Consider the following 14,917-nt stretch of genomic DNA (forward strand, 5'->3'; position numbering starts at 1 on the left):
GCCCCTTTTAAAGGGGCGTTTTTATTTGGGGGCTACTGACCGAGACGACCAACACGTTTCATTGTTCCCCAATTGTGTCTGCGCCCTCGTATGAATTGCCAGAATCCCCGTAAACGCCACCAACTGTTCAGTTGCCTGTAGCCAAAGTTCTCCAGTACGGCGGTAAAAATAAGCCACATGAGATCTCTTTTGGATTGATAGGTTCTGAAGGTCAGTTCCTCTAAAATAAGAGAAAATATGGAAATAAAGACACCTAGTCCGAAAGCAGCAAGCAAAAAAGTCAGTGTAAAATTGAGATCAACCAGGCCGGTAAAAAAGAAATAGGCTGTTAGTAAATAAGCCAATACTTCGATCAATGGGCCTATTCCCTCAAAAAACAGCATGAAAGGGTAAGCTATCCAGCCAGCAGCTTTGCCGCGCAATGAAAATAAAAGCCCTATGTTTTTTGTCAGGCTTTCCATTAAGCCTCGCTGCCATCGAATGCGCTGGTTTTTTAAGGTGGTTAGATCTTCAGGGGCCTCTGTCCAGCAGACTGGATCGGGTATAAAGGCGATACGGTAAGGGATCTTCTTGTTATTCATATGGTGATGTAGCCGTGTCACTAGCTCCATATCTTCGCCGACAGTATTGGCCTGATACCCGCCACACTCGATGACACGCTGCTTGCGGAACACCCCGAAGGCGCCTGAAATAATGAGCATACCGTTGAGTGGTGACCAGCCCATTCGTCCAAATAAAAAAGCGCGTAAGTATTCGACTATTTGCAGACGGGCGAGCCACGAGCCCGGTAAGCCAACTTTGGTTAGCAGCCCTTGCCTTATGGTTGATCCGTTAGCGACTCGAATTGAACCACCAACGGCAACGGTTTCTGGTTCGTCAATAAAAGGGCGCACAATTCTATCTAAGCTATCCCGCTGTAAAATAGAATCGGCATCCACCGCACAAAATAGTGGGTTACGAGACGCATTGATACCCGTATTTAAGGCATCGGCTTTACCGCCATTGTCTTTGTCGATGACCCGAAGCTGCGGGTGTTTTTTTGAGCGGTAGACTTGCCGGATGGGTTGAGTGGTCAGCTGATTCCGGTACGCCTCGTGATACACCTGGAGATCAAATGCGCTGATAAGCGTTGCCATGGTGTCATCGCGAGAACCGTCATTAATGACAATAATTTCATATTTGGGGTACTCGAGCTGCAGAATGCTTTTAACTGACGATACAATGCCAACAGCTTCGTTATAGGCAGGAACAATGACGGAGACTGGCGGTAGCAACGGACCAAAACTCATGGGTAGTAACTGATTATCATATCGCCGCATATACCGACGGATAACTACAAAACTAATGATGTTGAGTATAAGGTAAACAACGGTTAAGGCGACGAAGTAACCAATAAAACTCAGCTGTGCTATTTCAATCCAGGGTTGCCAATTATCAAGCATCGATTATCTCCAAATTCATTTCGTTCGCTACTTGCATCAACATGTTCCTGGCAAATGGATCGGCGAGTTCAGTCAGTTGTTCTTTAAGGTAGTCTGGCGAAAATTCTGGGTGTGAAAAAATTCCTCGAGCAGCTCGGTAACGAACCCACCAAGCCGAATCTTGTAACAGCTGCCATAGGCGCTCTAAATCTTGTTTGTTACGTGCCAGCTCACCCAACATTCGGGTAGCCTGAACCCTGATGCTCAATTCGGCTGACTGAGTCAAACGTCTAATTAATGGCAGGTGGTGCGGGTGATCAAGCAGAGGTATCAGTTGTGCTGTCGCCTCAGGTTGCGACTTAAAATGGCGAATTAAGGTTTCGGCTTCACTGCTGGAGAGAGGTGCATTCACTCCTTGCAGCACCTTAAGCAGATAAACGGCATGTTCAGCCGTGGTTTCAAGTAGAATTTTCTGAGCCTGCTGAATGAGGTAACGTGAGTCACATTCTTTGGCTATCGTAACCAAACGTTCTGGCGCAACGAAACGTTTCAACTGAAGCAGTATTGGCACTGCAATGGTTTGATCATTACGCATTAGAGCGCGCAGTGCTGTAAGAACAACCATACTGCTGGAATGCTGAGTGAGCTCTTTTAAACGTCTTATGGTAGCGGGAGAAAGCTTTTGCAGATCGCCCATGGCAATCGCTGTTGCAATCAACGTTCTGACATCTTGACCGCGCATTAGCTCGAGCGCCTGACGTTCTAGACGAATGTGTTCGGCTAAGCGTTCAAGGCCATCATCTGCATCGCCGCGGACATAACGATGCATAAGGGACCACAGTTGGATGAACCACAAAAAAGCCTGGGTATCCTGCCACAGCTGCTTTATTTGGGCGCGCTCGGGTAATTTTGCTTTTGGATTTGCACAACATTCGAATAGGAATCGGCGCCATTGTCGTTGTAATTCATTGCGCTTTTTCTCATCCTCCTGATGAATAATGCGCAGGATGAACAACCACGACCAAACCAATAGAACGAAAACAACAATAACCAGTAGGGCACTGTGCATCCATTGCAAGAGTTGTTCAGAATCGATAGCGAAGTCCAAGCAACACCCCCCGGCGATCGTAAAAGTCGCCTTGCTGATTAAAGCTCATTGCCCAGCGCAGACCCCAGCTGGGTGAAAGCTGATGTAAACCGTAAACGCTGATACCTTTTACATTGGTTATCAGAACCTGTTGAGGGGCGATTTTTTCTGCTTCTTCACCTTGATTGAGAGCTAGTGTTATGGCGCTCCAGTCATTATAAAAATAGCTAAGAGTTGCGGCATGAGACAGAGCTGAGTCACCACCTAAAAGGTAATCCTGGCGAATTCGGTAAGACCAGCGCCACTGCTCAAAGTAACGCTCTAATTGAAGACTATAACCTTGACTGGTGCTTGTCGGCCAACGGCTTCTGTGAGCTCCTGCACTGATAAGGTAACCATTATTCAGCGCGCGGCTGAGTATAATCTGACCTTGTAACTCGGGACGAACCCGGGACGTTCCTGAACCGCCAAGCTCGCCAAATAATTGCCAGTTTTCGTTAAGCTCAGTGTAAAACCCGGCCAACATTTCGTTATCGCTGAGGTCGAAACGGCGGGTTTGGTTAAACCGCAAATAGCCTAGCGTCTCATCCGATAATGACCGTTCATATTGAATGTAGGCATTTTTCCAATTGTCATAATTACCCGTCAGACTATCGAAACCCACTCCGGCCTCGAGCGCCTGATTATAGGACTGAGCTTGTAGTGGCATACTTAACAAAAAAAACAACGCGGTCAGTACACTGAGCTTCATGAAAAACTCCTTTTCTGACTTTGGATATTAAGCAGTTTACGGAGCCGAGCCTGCAATTCTTTTGGCTGAAAGGGCTTTACCATGTAGTCGTTGGCACCTGAATCCAGAGCGTTGGCAATATCATCGTCGTCTTGTAAGCTGGTTAATACCAAGATGGGAATCGCACGGCTTGGTTCGCGATTGCGGAGCCATTGGATGAGCTGTGCCCCTGATATGATGGGTAATTGCAAGTCAAGGAGCACCAAGTCCGGAGTCGAACCACGTAACCAATCTTGAGCTTCGGAGCCGTCATTACAGCAGTGAGTTTCATACCCTTCGCGCTGTAATAAAAATTCTAATAGTTCACGTAAAACTACGTCGTCTTCAACAATTAAAATTTTGAACTTGCTCATATACGTGTCTCCTCGCTTAATTCAAGCATAAGTAGCTTAGGCGTTGGGAGCAAGGAAAAACCTCTTTAAAGAACAAGCAATAAGTGCTTTACACACAAAAAAAGACCGAGTAATTCTTTACTCGGTCTTGGTTGTTAGCAGTCATTACAGGCGTCGAATTTCTGCCATTAATTACCTAAGTAAGAAGTCAGCATCCACGCTGTTTTCTCTTGCTCTTTAATGTAGTCACTCATCAACGCGTTGGTGCCTTCATCACCGGCTTCTCCTGCGAGGTCTAAAATCTCACGTTGCAGGCGAATCGTTGTTTGATAACTGTCCAGAATATTTGCGACACAAGCGCGACCTTCATGGACGTCTTTTACTTCTTCAATTTCGCTATTCTTAATATAGGTCGAATAAGCGTGTTGAGGACGTTGACCCAAGGTCAAAATGCGTTCTGCAATCTCATCAATCTTCAGCAATAAGTCATCGTAGGTTTCTTCAAACTTCGCATGCAGTTCGAAGAAGCGCTCGCCTTTAATGTTCCAATGGAAACCACGAACGTTCATGTAAAACACTTGATAGTTCGACAACAGCTCGTTCAGCTTGTCGCCAAGTTGCTCGGCTTTTTTCTTGTCTAAACCAATAACGCTTAACTGTTTCATAAAACCCTCCTTTGTCATCGTTATGCATTAACCATAGTCCATTCATGAGGTTAAAGAAAGCGATGAAAATCGATGAAGCTGACAGTTAAATTCGATAACTGTCAGCTTTAGCTTACATCAAGGAGTGCAGTTTTGAAGCGATTTAGATCAACTCAAAGACTCAACTTTACCATCGCGAATGTGCTTTTCGCCGCGCGCTTTGGCAAGCTGAATTTGGCGCTCACGCTCTGCGAAACGCTCTTTTTGTTCTGCGGATGTTTGGTCGAAGCAATGCGGGCAGCTAACCCCTTTCTGATAATGCTCGGATTGCATTTCTTCTTTGGTAATTGGCATGCGGCAGGCGTAACACTGGTCGTATTCGCCTTGTTCAAGCCCGTGCTTAACGGTGACTCGCTGGTCAAAAACGAAACACTCGCCGTTCCAGCGGCTGTTGTCTTCCGGCACCAGCTCAAGGTATTTCAATATCCCGCCTTTTAAGTGATACACCTCGTCGAAGCCCTGCTCTTTTAAGTAAGCGGTCGACTTCTCACAGCGAATGCCGCCAGTACAGAACATGGCGACCTTCTTATGCTTTTCCGGATCCAAGTGCTCTTTAACGTATTCAGGAAACTCACGGAAGGTATCGGTCTTTGGGTTAACCGCACCTTCGAACGTACCTACGGCGTATTCGTACTCATTGCGGGTATCAATAACCAGTACTTCCGGGTCAGAAATGAGGTCGTTCCACTTTTCCGGCTCAACGTAGGTGCCCACAGTATTTTTAGGATCAACCCAGTCGACGCCCATGGTTACAATTTCTTTCTTCAGCTTAACCTTAGTGCGGTAGAAGGCTTGCTCGTCACTCGGTGATTCTTTGTGATCAATGTCAGCAAATCGGTCATCTGATCGCAGATAAGCCAAGACATTATCAATGGCTTCGCGGGTACCACAAATGGTACCGTTAATGCCCTCTCGGGCGAGTAAAAGTGTGCCTTTTACGTCGTTGTCGATAAGAGTTTGATAGAGTGGTTCGCGAATTTGCTCATAGTCATTGAGCTCGACAAACTTATACAATGCCGCACAAATGTACATATCGTGTTACCTTTTTCAGCGGTTCGGAACGTAAATCCGAAGCCTTGTTTGGAAATAGTCGATTTAAAAATCGAGCGCGAATTATACGTATTGATCCAGATCAGCGCAAACCAGGAGTCGAAGTCAGTGGTTAGTGAGTCGTTATTTTATGGGTTAGTGTTGCTCTCCGCGGCAACGTCGTTATTAAGTGCGGTAGCCGGTGCTGGTGGTGGTGCGGTATTAATTGGCGTTATTGCGCTGGTGCTGCCGGGTAGTGCCGTTATTCCGGTTCATGGTTTGGTGCAAATGGGGTCAAACGTAGGGCGCGCAGCTTTGTCATGGCGACATATTCACTGGCCGACTATCGCTTGGTTTGTGCCTTTTGGGCTATTGGGCACCTTTCTTGGAAGCCTGTTACTGGTTCAGTTATCGACAGAAATACTGCAAATTACTATTGGCCTGTTTCTGTTATGGCTAACTTGGGGGCCCAAATTGCCACAAAGTCTTTCTGGCCGGGCAGGCCTTGTCGGCGGAGGCTTGTTAACTGGGTTTTTAGCATTATTTGTTGGCGCATCAGGACCTTTGGTGGCGGCTTTCGTAAAAGCCCGTTTCAGCGAGAGGATGCAAACCGTGGCTACCTTTGCGGCAGTAATGACGTTTCAGCATGGTCCAAAAGCCATTGTGTTTGGTATGGCTGGCTTTGTCTTTAAAGACTGGCTGCCTTTAATTGGGGCAATGATAGCGGCTGGCTTTGCCGGTACCTGGATAGGTTTGCACTGGCTCAAAAAAATTACGAACCAGCGCTTTGATCAACTATTCCGAATGATCATTACTTTGCTGGCGCTGCGCTTGCTTTGGGTCGCGCTTGAGGCGCTTATCCCAGCGCTGTCTGGCGTAGCGGCGTAGGCTGGCAATGTTGTCAGTTTCATCCATTATTGGCGTGCCCAAAATGGTCTCAATAATATCTTCCAGAGTAATAAGCCCTAACCAGCTGCCGTGTTCGTCGTAAACTAATGCCATGTGTTGTCGTGTCGATATCAGGTGGCTCATTAGCGCTTCCACGCTCACGGTTTCGGTGACGACCTCTACCTGGCGAACAATGTCGAGAATGGAGGTGCCTTCGTCGGCATCAAAGACATCGCTTCGAAACAGGATGCCGTAAGGCTCTTCTTCCGAATCTATGACCGGATAACGGGAAAATGGCAGTTCACGAATTTTTTGGCTGACGTCCATGATGTCTTCGTCAGGTCGTATTGACTCGCAGACGGTTCGTGGCGTCATGACTTCTTTTACCCGGATATCGTGGAGGTCGAGAATGTTTAAAATAACGCGTCTTTCGTCGGCATCCAGGGCTTCTTCCTCATGACCAATGGTTGCCATGGCTTTTATTTCAGAGCGCACGTCAATGTCTTCCTCTGTGCCACCAATGCGTTTCGTTATTTGGTCTGACAGCCAAATAAAGGGCTTAAGCGTTAGAATCATGAGGTTCAAAATTGGCGGAAGCCAGGGCGCCAATGGCCGCCAAAATTTGGCACCAATGGTTTTTGGTATAATCTCGGACAAAATGAGGATAAGTAACGTCATGACAGCGGAGGCTACGCCCAGGTAGCCGTCACCAAAAACCACACCAACTTGTGCGCCGACACCAGCCGCGCCGGCGGTATGAGCGACGGTATTTAAGGTTAAAATAGCGGCCAGGGGTTTATCGATGCCATCTTTGAGTTTACGCAGTTGCTTATGCGTTTTTGGTCTGGATTCTTTTAGGTGAGCAATGTAACTCGGTGTTACTGACAGTATTGCAGCTTCCAGAACCGAGCATATAAAGGATACGCCAATAGCTAAAAACGCAAAAAGTATAAGAAGAGTCATCGGGCTCCGAGTGAATAACTGTTGATTATAAAAATTGTATCAACAATATAACAGAAACCGCAGCAATAAGTATGGACCATCCGGCGGGTCCCGAATAACGTTTCCAGATATCTTCCGCTTGTGGCCCGAGCCAGAACACTAAGGCGGCCAGAATATAGTAACGTAATGCTCTCGCAATGCCGGCAGATAATAAAAATAGAGTTAATGGGTACTGACCGGCTCCTGCGGCTAGCATCGCCACCTGAAAAGGAACAGGCGTAACGCCAACCAGGAATATTGACCAGAAGCCGTTATTTTCCAGAGCCGATTGAAACTCGCCGTATTGCTCCTGAACGGATAAGTAGTCAATAAACCATTGGCCGATGGTATCGAACAACGCATAACCAATGTAATAACCGCCGACTGAGCCCGCCATGAACCCAGCTAATGCAACGGATGCAATTAACCAAATACGCTCTCGCTCCAGCACCATATAAGGTACCAGGATAAGCTCTAGCGGAATCGGTAAGACCGTCGCTTCTAACGCCGACAGAAAAAACAGAAGTACTAGCGCGTGTGGTGAGTTGGCCAGTTTCTTGTACCATTTTTCACGAGTAGATGTTGTCGACATATTAAATGGGTCAAGCAAATATTTTAGATAGCGTGTATCGTTGCAGTGTAACCTGATTTTTTTGCAAATAGGGATCGAACCCGTTAAAAATTACGTAAATTTCGCTTTATTCCCAAGCAAAAACAGAATTTTAAGGTAAAAGCAGATGAAATATCGTGGTAGCTCTTCGTTTTCTCACCGCCAAGCTGACAAAATAGGTGTGCTTGTCACTAATTTAGGCACACCTGAGGCTCCAACAAAGAAAGCCTTGAAGCCCTATTTGAAAGAGTTTTTGTCAGACCCTCGGGTGGTCGAGGTGCCACGGTTGCTTTGGTCGTTGATTTTAAATGGCGTTATTTTACGCTTTCGCCCGAAACGCTCAGCAGAAGCTTATAAAACGGTTTGGACAGATCGAGGTTCACCGCTTTTATTTCATACGGAAGACCAGGCCAAAGGCATAGAAGCAAAACTAAAAGAAACCTGGGGTGAGGACATTGTTGTCGACTTTGCCATGCGCTACGGAAACCCAGCTATTTCCGATGTTATTGAACGGATGCTGGAAAAAGGCGTGCGTAAGCTGCTGGTTTTGCCTCTTTACCCGCAATACAGTGCATCAACTACGGCTTCGACGTTCGATGCGTTCGCGAAAGATTTTACCCAGCGGCGTTGGTTACCGGAGCTGCGTTTTGTCACGCATTACCATGACTACCCGCCTTTTATAGAAGCAGCCGCTAAGCGTATTGAACGTCACTGGAATGAACATGGGCGTGCTGACAAATTACTGTTTTCCTACCATGGCATACCGCTGCGTTACTTGAAAAACGGGGACCCGTATCATTGTGAGTGCTACAAAACCTCGCGGCTATTGGCAGAACGCCTCGGTTTGAGCCAAGATGAGTATTTAACCACTTTTCAGTCGCGTTTTGGTCGCGAAGAGTGGCTGCAGCCATACACCGACATGACCATGAAAGCCTTACCCCAAAAAGGGGTTAAGTCAGTACAGGTTTTTTGTCCGGGGTTCAGTGCTGACTGTCTGGAAACTATCGAAGAAATTGGTGAGGAAAACCGAGAGTACTTTATGGAAAGCGGCGGAGAGCGTTATGAGTATATTAGCGCATTGAATGCCGAGCCTGATCATATAAAAGCGCTAACAGAGTTGGTGAATACGCACTTGCAGGGTTGGTCCGTTGAAAAAATGACTGAGCAACGTCAGAAATTAGCGGATAAAGTCGAGAAGCAAACGCTGCCTTATCGTGACTAGGGAGAGCTGTGATGGAAAAAGAGTTTTCAGTATCAATGGAGCTAGTTGATAAGTACAAATTTCTTATCGACTTCGGTGAATTTGGTGAGGTGACATCGGATGAGCCTGAACCATTAGGTGATGGTAGTGGACCGAACCCCTCCCGTTTGTTGGCGGCATCAGTCGCTAACTGTCTGTCGGCTAGCCTAATGTTTGCTTTGAGGAAATTTAAAGACGATCCGGGCAAGGTCAGTGCGACGGTAAAAGGTGAGTTAGATCGAGTGGATGGACGTTGGCGTATTATTGGTATGAATGTCAGCATTACGCTTGGAAACACGGCTGAACAACTTGAACATTTGGACAGAGCGCTTGAGCAGTTTGAGGATTTCTGTGTCGTTACTCAGAGCGTGCGTAGTGGTATTGATGTTACCGTTACTGTCGAGGACAGTAACGGTAACAAGGTAAAAAACTAAAATGGCAGCCGGTAACTCTTTTGGAAAGCCCTTTATGTTCATTGCGTGGGGGCTGGCAATTGCTCTATTAGTTTGGTTTTTTCAAGATCAGCTTCAGGAGCAGTTCAACCCCAATTCAAACATCCAGAGCTATCGCAGCAGTGGTGAGGTTACGGTCGTTTTAGAGCAGAACCGTATGGGGCATTATGTGACCAGAGGAAAAATAAATGGTCAACAGGTGACGTTTCTTTTAGACACCGGAGCGACGCTAGTAGCGGTTCCTGAAGAGCTTGCGCGTCAATTAGGGTTGCAAAAAGGGCGGCAAGGAATGTCACAAACCGCCAACGGTCGGGTCGTTACCTATCGGACAGAAATTGACACGCTGGAACTGGGCGACATACGGCTGAATAATGTGGACGCTTCTATTACTCCGGGGATGGATGGGAACGTCATATTGTTAGGAATGAGTGCGTTAAAAGAATTTGAGTTAACCCAAAAAAACGATACGCTAAGGTTAACGTATTAAAACGGATCAAATTTATAGGAAGAATAAATCATGCATAAGTTGTTTATTGGAATGGCAGCGGTTGCCTTCAGTGCTACAAGTTTTGCTCAACAGTCAGGATTAGAGGCCTGTGCCGAAATTGAAGATTCGTTAGAGCGTTTGGTGTGTTATGACAATTTAGCTAAGAAAGAACGAGCTGGAGAGAGAAAACGTCAGGACAGAGAGCTTCCGGAACAGGCCCGTAAAGGTAAGCAAAAGGCCGCCGAGATGAAGGAAAAAGCTCAAGAGCGACGCGAAAGTGCCAATGATCGTTTCGGATTTGAGCATAAAGAAAAAGAAGGGACGGAAGATGAGCGTATTAGCGTGACCTTGGCCGATCGCGAAGAAGGCCCCTATGGAAAGTGGCGCATAACGTTAACCAACGGTCAGGTTTGGAAACAAACCGACAGTGGTTATTTTTCATGGGACGGAGACTCATACTACATTGAGCGGGGTGCACTGAATTCATTCTTCTTTGGTCGTGAAGGTTCCAATCGCCGCATGCGGGTTCAACGCATTAAGTAATATCTAACGGATATGGATAATGCAGGGTAACTTACTGGAGTATTCGTGGATAGCAACAGGAGTGGTGCTGACACTCTTAGCTATCACGTTGCTTTGGTCGGTTTACCGGCACTATTCGCAAAAAAAATCTTACCGTCTGGGTTACTTGCTCGAAGCGCAGTATCAGGCGTTAAATTCGTTGGTTCAGAAAAAGCCGTTTGATAAGAAACTTGAAGATATCTGTTATCTGATAGAGTCGCAAATTGAAGGGGCGTTTTGCTCCGTTATGCTAAGGTGTGACGATGAGCAAGTGCTAAGAGCAGCAGCTGGACCTTCATTACCTAAGTCGTTTGTTAGTGCTCTCCAGATGTTACCCATTGAAGATGGTGTCGGTGCCTGTGGTACCGCCGCCGCGCTTGAAAAGTCGGTTATTGTCAAAGATATGCGACTGGACGAACGCTTTACCGACTTTGCTGAACTTATTGATACACATCATTTGGTTGCCTGCTGGTCCCACCCTATCTTTCATGTCAAAGAAGAGCGTGTAATAGGTACGTTTGCGGTCTATTTTCAGCATCCAAAGTTACCGACTAAGACAGAGCTTGAGTTTCTCATCCGCACACGAGACCTAGTCGCTTTAGTGATGGAGCAAAAAGAGCTGGAAGAGCAGCGTGAGAGAACCGAACAGCATCATAAGTCTCTCTTTTCGTATAATCCACAACCCGTGTTCACTATGGATATCGAAGGTCGGTTTATATCAATTAATCGAGCCGGCTGTGAGCTGTTAAAACTCCCTGAGGACGAATTAATTGGTCAGCATTATGAGTTAGCGGTAGTGGAAACCGACAGAGCACGAACAAAGGAACATTTTGAGGAAGCGAAGTGCGGTAATGCCCAGTCTTACGAAATAAAAGTGATTGATAAGCTGGGCCACATATACGATTTAGATATCACGAATACACCCATTATTATCAACGGCGAGGTGACTGGGGTTCATGGCATAGCCCGTGATAGAACTGAGCAGAGGAAAAATGAAGCTCAGTTAAAAATACTGGAAAGTGGTATCGAGTCGAGCGTGAATGGGGTGGTTATTAGTGATGCTTTGAAACCAGGATACCCCGTTACTTATATTAATCCGGCGTTTGCGAAATTAACCGGGTACAGCTTTAGTGAAATGGTTGGCAGAAGCTGTCGTATTTTGCAGGGTAAGGATACGGACAAGCGCACGGTTCAAGAGATTCGGCGCACACTGAAAGAAAGAAAACAAGTTCGCACGGTCATTAAAAACTACCGAAAAGATGGTTCCGCTTTTTGGAATGAGTTATTGATATCACCGGTAAAAAGTGCGTCAGGACAGGTTACTCATTTTGTTGGTTTACAGAGTGACATTACTGATCGCATTAATAAAGAAGAGGCGTTGGCATTTAATGCCACGCATGACACCTTAACCAATTTACCTAACCGCAAGGCACTGGAAACGCACTTGATGAAAGCGCTCGACGACGAAGAGCGTGCAGTCTATGTCTTGTTTATTGACCTTGATGGCTTTAAGCCTGTGAATGACAGCTTAGGACATTATTTGGGTGACCAGGTACTCATTGAAACCGCCGAGCGTTTGAAGCGCGTTGTTCTAATGCCTAATTTACTGTGCCGGTTCGGTGGTGATGAATTTGTTGCCGTCATAACAAACACCAGTAATAAGGAACAAATATCGTCATACTGCCAAGAAATACTGTCTGTATTTGAACAACCTTTTAAAGTGGAAGGTAAGTCGGTGTCTTTGTCTGCGGCTATCGGTGTATCTTCCAATATGGCGACATTTAGTAACCCGATGGAGCTGATTCAGCGTGCTGATATTGCAATGTACGAAGCTAAAAAACGAGGAGGTAACTCCTGGTTGTGGCACGAATCAAAACTCGACGAGCGATTGAGCTTTCATGTTACTTTGCGTAGCCAAATTCAGGGAGCAATACAAAAAGAGCAGTTCGAGCTATTTTACCAACCTATTGTAACTGCAGCAGGGCGAGTGGCCGGCGTGGAAGCGCTTATTCGCTGGCAGCATCCAGAGCGTGGTTATATTTCTCCTGCTGACTTTATTCCGGTGGCAGAACGTACCGGGCAAATTATTCCTATTAGTGACTGGGTGCTTCGCCAAGCTTGCCGCGACTTAGAGAAACTTAAAGCGCGTGGAGTAAGCTTGGTAGCAGTGAACTTTTCACCCATTCAGTTTTATAGAGATGACTTTATTGAAAAAGTAAAGAAAACCTTAAAGTCTTATCAAGTTCAGCCTGGTGAGCTAACAGCGGAAATTACGGAAAATGTGCTCATGCACGATACGAAGCGTATCACGGAGTTGCTGGAACAACTTCGAGAGTTGGGCATGGGCGTTGCGATTGATGATTTTGGTAGTGGTTTTGCCAGCCTGAGATATCTGAACTCGTTGCCGGTCAATAAATTAAAAATAGACCGAAGCTTTACTGAAAACATCAACGAAAATGCTCAAAACGCAGCTATTACTCGCGGTATCTTCAAGATGGTTAAGGACTTACATATACAGGTCGTTGCCGAAGGAGTCGAAACGGAAGCCGAGTTTGCCTTTCTTGCCGAGCAAGGCTGTGACTATATGCAGGGCTATTTGTTCTGTAAACCAAAACCGCTGGACGAACTGCTCAGTTGGGCAGAGCGCCAGCAGTCTCTGGATAACGAACTCTAGCTGATTCGGAATTGACGCAACTCGCGTTGTAAGTCAGACGATAGCTTTGCTAAATTATCACTCGATTCCTTAACTTGAGCAGATGCCTGGGCCGACTGATCAGAAATATTGCTAATCGTATTAATGTTCTGGTTAATTTCTTCGGTTACAGAGCTTTGCTCGTCAGCCGCGCTCGCAATATGGCTGTTCATATCATTAATTTCGTCGACGGCCTGAGTGATAGATTGTAGTGACTCATCGGCCTCCTGCGCTCTGTCGACTGTATGATCGGCTTCTTTTTTACCGGTTTGCATTGATTGTACAGCTTCTTTAGTCGCCGCTTGCAGCCGCTCTATCATTTCCTGAATTTCCTGCGTGGACTCTTGAGTGCGGCTAGCCAACGTTCTGACCTCATCAGCGACTACTGAGAAGCCACGACCATGTTCACCAGCGCGTGCTGACTCAATAGCGGCATTTAACGCCAGCAGGTTGGTTTGTTCGGCAATACTGCCAATGACATCTAATACTTTGCCAATGTTATCACTGTCTTCGGCCACTTTTGTGATGGTTTGCGTGGTTCGATTCACGTGGTTCGCTAAATTTTTGATAGCAGTAACGGTTGCATTGACAACGTCCCGGCCTTGCTTGGTGTGATCGTCTGCTGTGCGCGCAGAATTAGCCGCCTCGTTGGCACTTTTCGCAATTTCATCCACCGTCGTCGACATTTCATGAATGGCCGTTGCGACTTGTTCGACGGCTTGATGTTGTTCCCTAACACTGGCGTTGGATTGCTCGGAAATGCTGGATAGCTCTTCAGATGATGTAGCCAACTGTTCTGTCATGGAGTTTATTTTGGTAATAGTACGTTGTAGCTTGGCGACAAACTCATTAAAGGCGTCGGCGACTAGGCCTAACTCATCGCTTCTATCCAGATTGACACGCGCAGTTAAATCCCCTTCACCTTTAGCCATGTCTTCAAAGCGTTCAAGCATTAAGTTTAAGGGCTTGGTAATTAAAGGTGGGAAGAACAGCGCAAGCAGCACACAAATAGCTAAACCGACAACAAGGACAACCATTTGTGTCCAGTTACTTTGAATAATAATTCCATCTATCAACTCCGATTGACTAAGAGCGGCTTCTTCTTTTCGTTGCTCGAGCTGATCCAGTACATTGCGCATCGTTTCGAATTGTGGACCACTGTCAGTTTGACTGAGCTGAATGGCTTGTTGAACACTACCTTGTCGGTGTAATTCAATCACCCGCTGAGCGGTGGTTGTCCATATTTCGTTTTTTGTTTTGTAGTCTTCGACCATACGGCGCTCTTCTGCGCTGGACGTTAGATTTAAGAATCGATTCACCCGCTGTTCGGCTTGCTCTAGGTTTTCGTTGTGTGTGTCTAAAAGTTGCTGCTGACGAGATGAGCCTGGTTCAACCGAGAGCAGAGTCCGCTCTGCGACTTGGGCCTGATGAAGATCCCGGTCAGCTTGAAGTAAGTAATTAAGCCCGGGTAAATGTTCACTGGCTATTTTATCAACACTGTTTGCGACAGATTTAAAGTTAACGGCGCTGACAGCAGCGATACCGATTAATACCATTGCTAGAAGGACAATGGGAAGTAATAACTTATAGCGGAATCGAAGGTTATTGAACCAGCTCATATTATTCGCCTTTTTTGCTTTACG

At 46.3% G+C, this 14,917-nt stretch carries 15 protein-coding genes; 6 read left to right on the plus strand and 9 right to left on the minus strand.

Features of this window, described 5'->3' with window-relative positions:
* Positions 1–32: 32 nt before the first annotated feature.
* The 6 genes from CWC33_RS06940 to trhO form a co-directional block, all read right to left on the minus strand.
* Positions 33–1,442, minus strand: a complete 1,410-nt coding sequence (locus tag CWC33_RS06940) for a glycosyltransferase family 2 protein (RefSeq protein ID WP_100691353.1) — start codon at positions 1,440–1,442, stop codon at positions 33–35.
* Positions 1,435–2,529, minus strand: coding sequence for a HEAT repeat domain-containing protein (locus CWC33_RS06945; RefSeq protein ID WP_100691354.1), 1,095 nt, complete (start codon positions 2,527–2,529; stop codon positions 1,435–1,437). Before CWC33_RS06945 ends, CWC33_RS06940 begins: the two co-directional genes overlap by 8 nt.
* Complete coding sequence (locus CWC33_RS06950; protein ID WP_100691355.1) at positions 2,507–3,259, minus strand: YaiO family outer membrane beta-barrel protein; 753 nt, start codon at positions 3,257–3,259, stop codon at positions 2,507–2,509. Before CWC33_RS06950 ends, CWC33_RS06945 begins: the two co-directional genes overlap by 23 nt.
* On the minus strand, positions 3,256–3,651 hold the full coding sequence (locus tag CWC33_RS06955) for a response regulator transcription factor (RefSeq protein WP_100691356.1): 396 nt from the start codon (positions 3,649–3,651) through the stop codon (positions 3,256–3,258). Before CWC33_RS06955 ends, CWC33_RS06950 begins: the two co-directional genes overlap by 4 nt.
* Before the next feature lie 167 nt (positions 3,652–3,818).
* Positions 3,819–4,295 carry a Dps family protein gene (locus CWC33_RS06960; protein WP_100691357.1) on the minus strand — a complete coding sequence of 159 codons (477 nt, stop codon included), beginning with the start codon at positions 4,293–4,295 and terminating at the stop codon, positions 3,819–3,821.
* 147 nt (positions 4,296–4,442) lie between these two features.
* On the minus strand, positions 4,443–5,366 hold the full coding sequence (gene trhO, locus CWC33_RS06965; protein WP_088767337.1) for an oxygen-dependent tRNA uridine(34) hydroxylase TrhO: 924 nt from the start codon (positions 5,364–5,366) through the stop codon (positions 4,443–4,445).
* Positions 5,367–5,414: 48 nt separating this feature from the next.
* On the opposite strand from trhO, the gene CWC33_RS06970 reads away from it, so the two are divergent.
* Entirely contained in the window at positions 5,415–6,251 is an 837-nt protein-coding gene (locus tag CWC33_RS06970; protein WP_232709770.1) for a sulfite exporter TauE/SafE family protein, read from the plus strand.
* On the opposite strand, the gene CWC33_RS06975 is transcribed toward CWC33_RS06970, so the two are convergent.
* Both CWC33_RS06975 and CWC33_RS06980 read right to left on the minus strand, forming a co-directional pair.
* Positions 6,159–7,214: a CNNM domain-containing protein gene (locus CWC33_RS06975; protein ID WP_100691359.1), complete on the minus strand. Its 1,056-nt coding sequence runs from the start codon at positions 7,212–7,214 to the stop codon at positions 6,159–6,161. The two genes, CWC33_RS06970 and CWC33_RS06975, sit on opposite strands and share 93 nt — an antisense overlap.
* 25 nt (positions 7,215–7,239) lie before the next feature.
* The gene (locus tag CWC33_RS06980) at positions 7,240–7,824 is read right to left on the minus strand and encodes a YqaA family protein (protein WP_100692295.1); all 585 of its coding nucleotides are present in this window, start codon (positions 7,822–7,824) and stop codon (positions 7,240–7,242) included.
* A gap of 145 nt (positions 7,825–7,969) precedes the next feature.
* Between CWC33_RS06980 and hemH the strand changes: the two genes are divergently transcribed.
* Genes hemH through CWC33_RS07005 form a run of 5 tightly spaced genes read left to right on the plus strand, consistent with a single transcriptional unit; the run spans position 7,970 to position 13,256 of the window.
* Positions 7,970–9,064 (plus strand): ferrochelatase, encoded by a 1,095-nt coding sequence (gene hemH, locus CWC33_RS06985; protein WP_100691360.1) that lies wholly within the window; start codon positions 7,970–7,972, stop codon positions 9,062–9,064.
* An 11-nt stretch (positions 9,065–9,075) separates the two neighbouring features.
* Positions 9,076–9,516 carry an OsmC family protein gene (locus CWC33_RS06990; RefSeq protein ID WP_100691361.1) on the plus strand — a complete coding sequence of 147 codons (441 nt, stop codon included), beginning with the start codon at positions 9,076–9,078 and terminating at the stop codon, positions 9,514–9,516.
* A gap of 1 nt (position 9,517) precedes the next feature.
* A complete protein-coding gene (locus CWC33_RS06995; protein WP_100691362.1) occupies positions 9,518–10,021 on the plus strand; it encodes a retropepsin-like aspartic protease family protein in 504 nt (167 codons plus the stop codon).
* Positions 10,022–10,051: 30 nt separating this feature from the next.
* A complete protein-coding gene (locus CWC33_RS07000; protein WP_100691363.1) occupies positions 10,052–10,564 on the plus strand; it encodes a hypothetical protein in 513 nt (170 codons plus the stop codon).
* A gap of 19 nt (positions 10,565–10,583) precedes the next feature.
* Complete coding sequence (locus tag CWC33_RS07005) at positions 10,584–13,256, plus strand: sensor domain-containing phosphodiesterase (protein ID WP_100691364.1); 2,673 nt, start codon at positions 10,584–10,586, stop codon at positions 13,254–13,256.
* Here the strand turns inward: CWC33_RS07005 and CWC33_RS07010 are convergent.
* A complete protein-coding gene (locus CWC33_RS07010; RefSeq protein WP_100691365.1) occupies positions 13,253–14,893 on the minus strand; it encodes a methyl-accepting chemotaxis protein in 1,641 nt (546 codons plus the stop codon). The two genes, CWC33_RS07005 and CWC33_RS07010, sit on opposite strands and share 4 nt — an antisense overlap.
* Positions 14,894–14,917 lie beyond the last annotated feature (24 nt).

Origin of the sequence: Idiomarina sp. X4 (assembly GCF_002808045.1) — a bacterium.
GTDB lineage: Bacteria > Pseudomonadota > Gammaproteobacteria > Enterobacterales > Alteromonadaceae > Idiomarina.

Bases quoted from the DNA above. Each gene is read 5' to 3' on its own strand.
- CWC33_RS06995 (WP_100691362.1), top strand. From the start codon at position 9,518: ATGGCAGCCGGTAACTCTTTTGGAAAGCCCTTTATGTTCATTGCGTGG.
- trhO (WP_088767337.1), bottom strand. From the start codon at position 5,366: ATGTACATTTGTGCGGCATTGTATAAGTTTGTCGAGCTCAATGACTAT.
- CWC33_RS06980 (WP_100692295.1), bottom strand. From the start codon at position 7,824: ATGTCGACAACATCTACTCGTGAAAAATGGTACAAGAAACTGGCCAAC.
- CWC33_RS06960 (WP_100691357.1), bottom strand. From the start codon at position 4,295: ATGAAACAGTTAAGCGTTATTGGTTTAGACAAGAAAAAAGCCGAGCAA.
- CWC33_RS06950 (WP_100691355.1), bottom strand. From the start codon at position 3,259: ATGAAGCTCAGTGTACTGACCGCGTTGTTTTTTTTGTTAAGTATGCCA.
- CWC33_RS07005 (WP_100691364.1), top strand. From the start codon at position 10,584: ATGCAGGGTAACTTACTGGAGTATTCGTGGATAGCAACAGGAGTGGTG.
- CWC33_RS06940 (WP_100691353.1), bottom strand. From the start codon at position 1,442: ATGCTTGATAATTGGCAACCCTGGATTGAAATAGCACAGCTGAGTTTT.
- CWC33_RS07000 (WP_100691363.1), top strand. From the start codon at position 10,052: ATGCATAAGTTGTTTATTGGAATGGCAGCGGTTGCCTTCAGTGCTACA.
- hemH (WP_100691360.1), top strand. From the start codon at position 7,970: ATGAAATATCGTGGTAGCTCTTCGTTTTCTCACCGCCAAGCTGACAAA.
- CWC33_RS06975 (WP_100691359.1), bottom strand. From the start codon at position 7,214: ATGACTCTTCTTATACTTTTTGCGTTTTTAGCTATTGGCGTATCCTTT.
- CWC33_RS06955 (WP_100691356.1), bottom strand. From the start codon at position 3,651: ATGAGCAAGTTCAAAATTTTAATTGTTGAAGACGACGTAGTTTTACGT.
- CWC33_RS06990 (WP_100691361.1), top strand. From the start codon at position 9,076: ATGGAAAAAGAGTTTTCAGTATCAATGGAGCTAGTTGATAAGTACAAA.
- CWC33_RS07010 (WP_100691365.1), bottom strand. From the start codon at position 14,893: ATGAGCTGGTTCAATAACCTTCGATTCCGCTATAAGTTATTACTTCCC.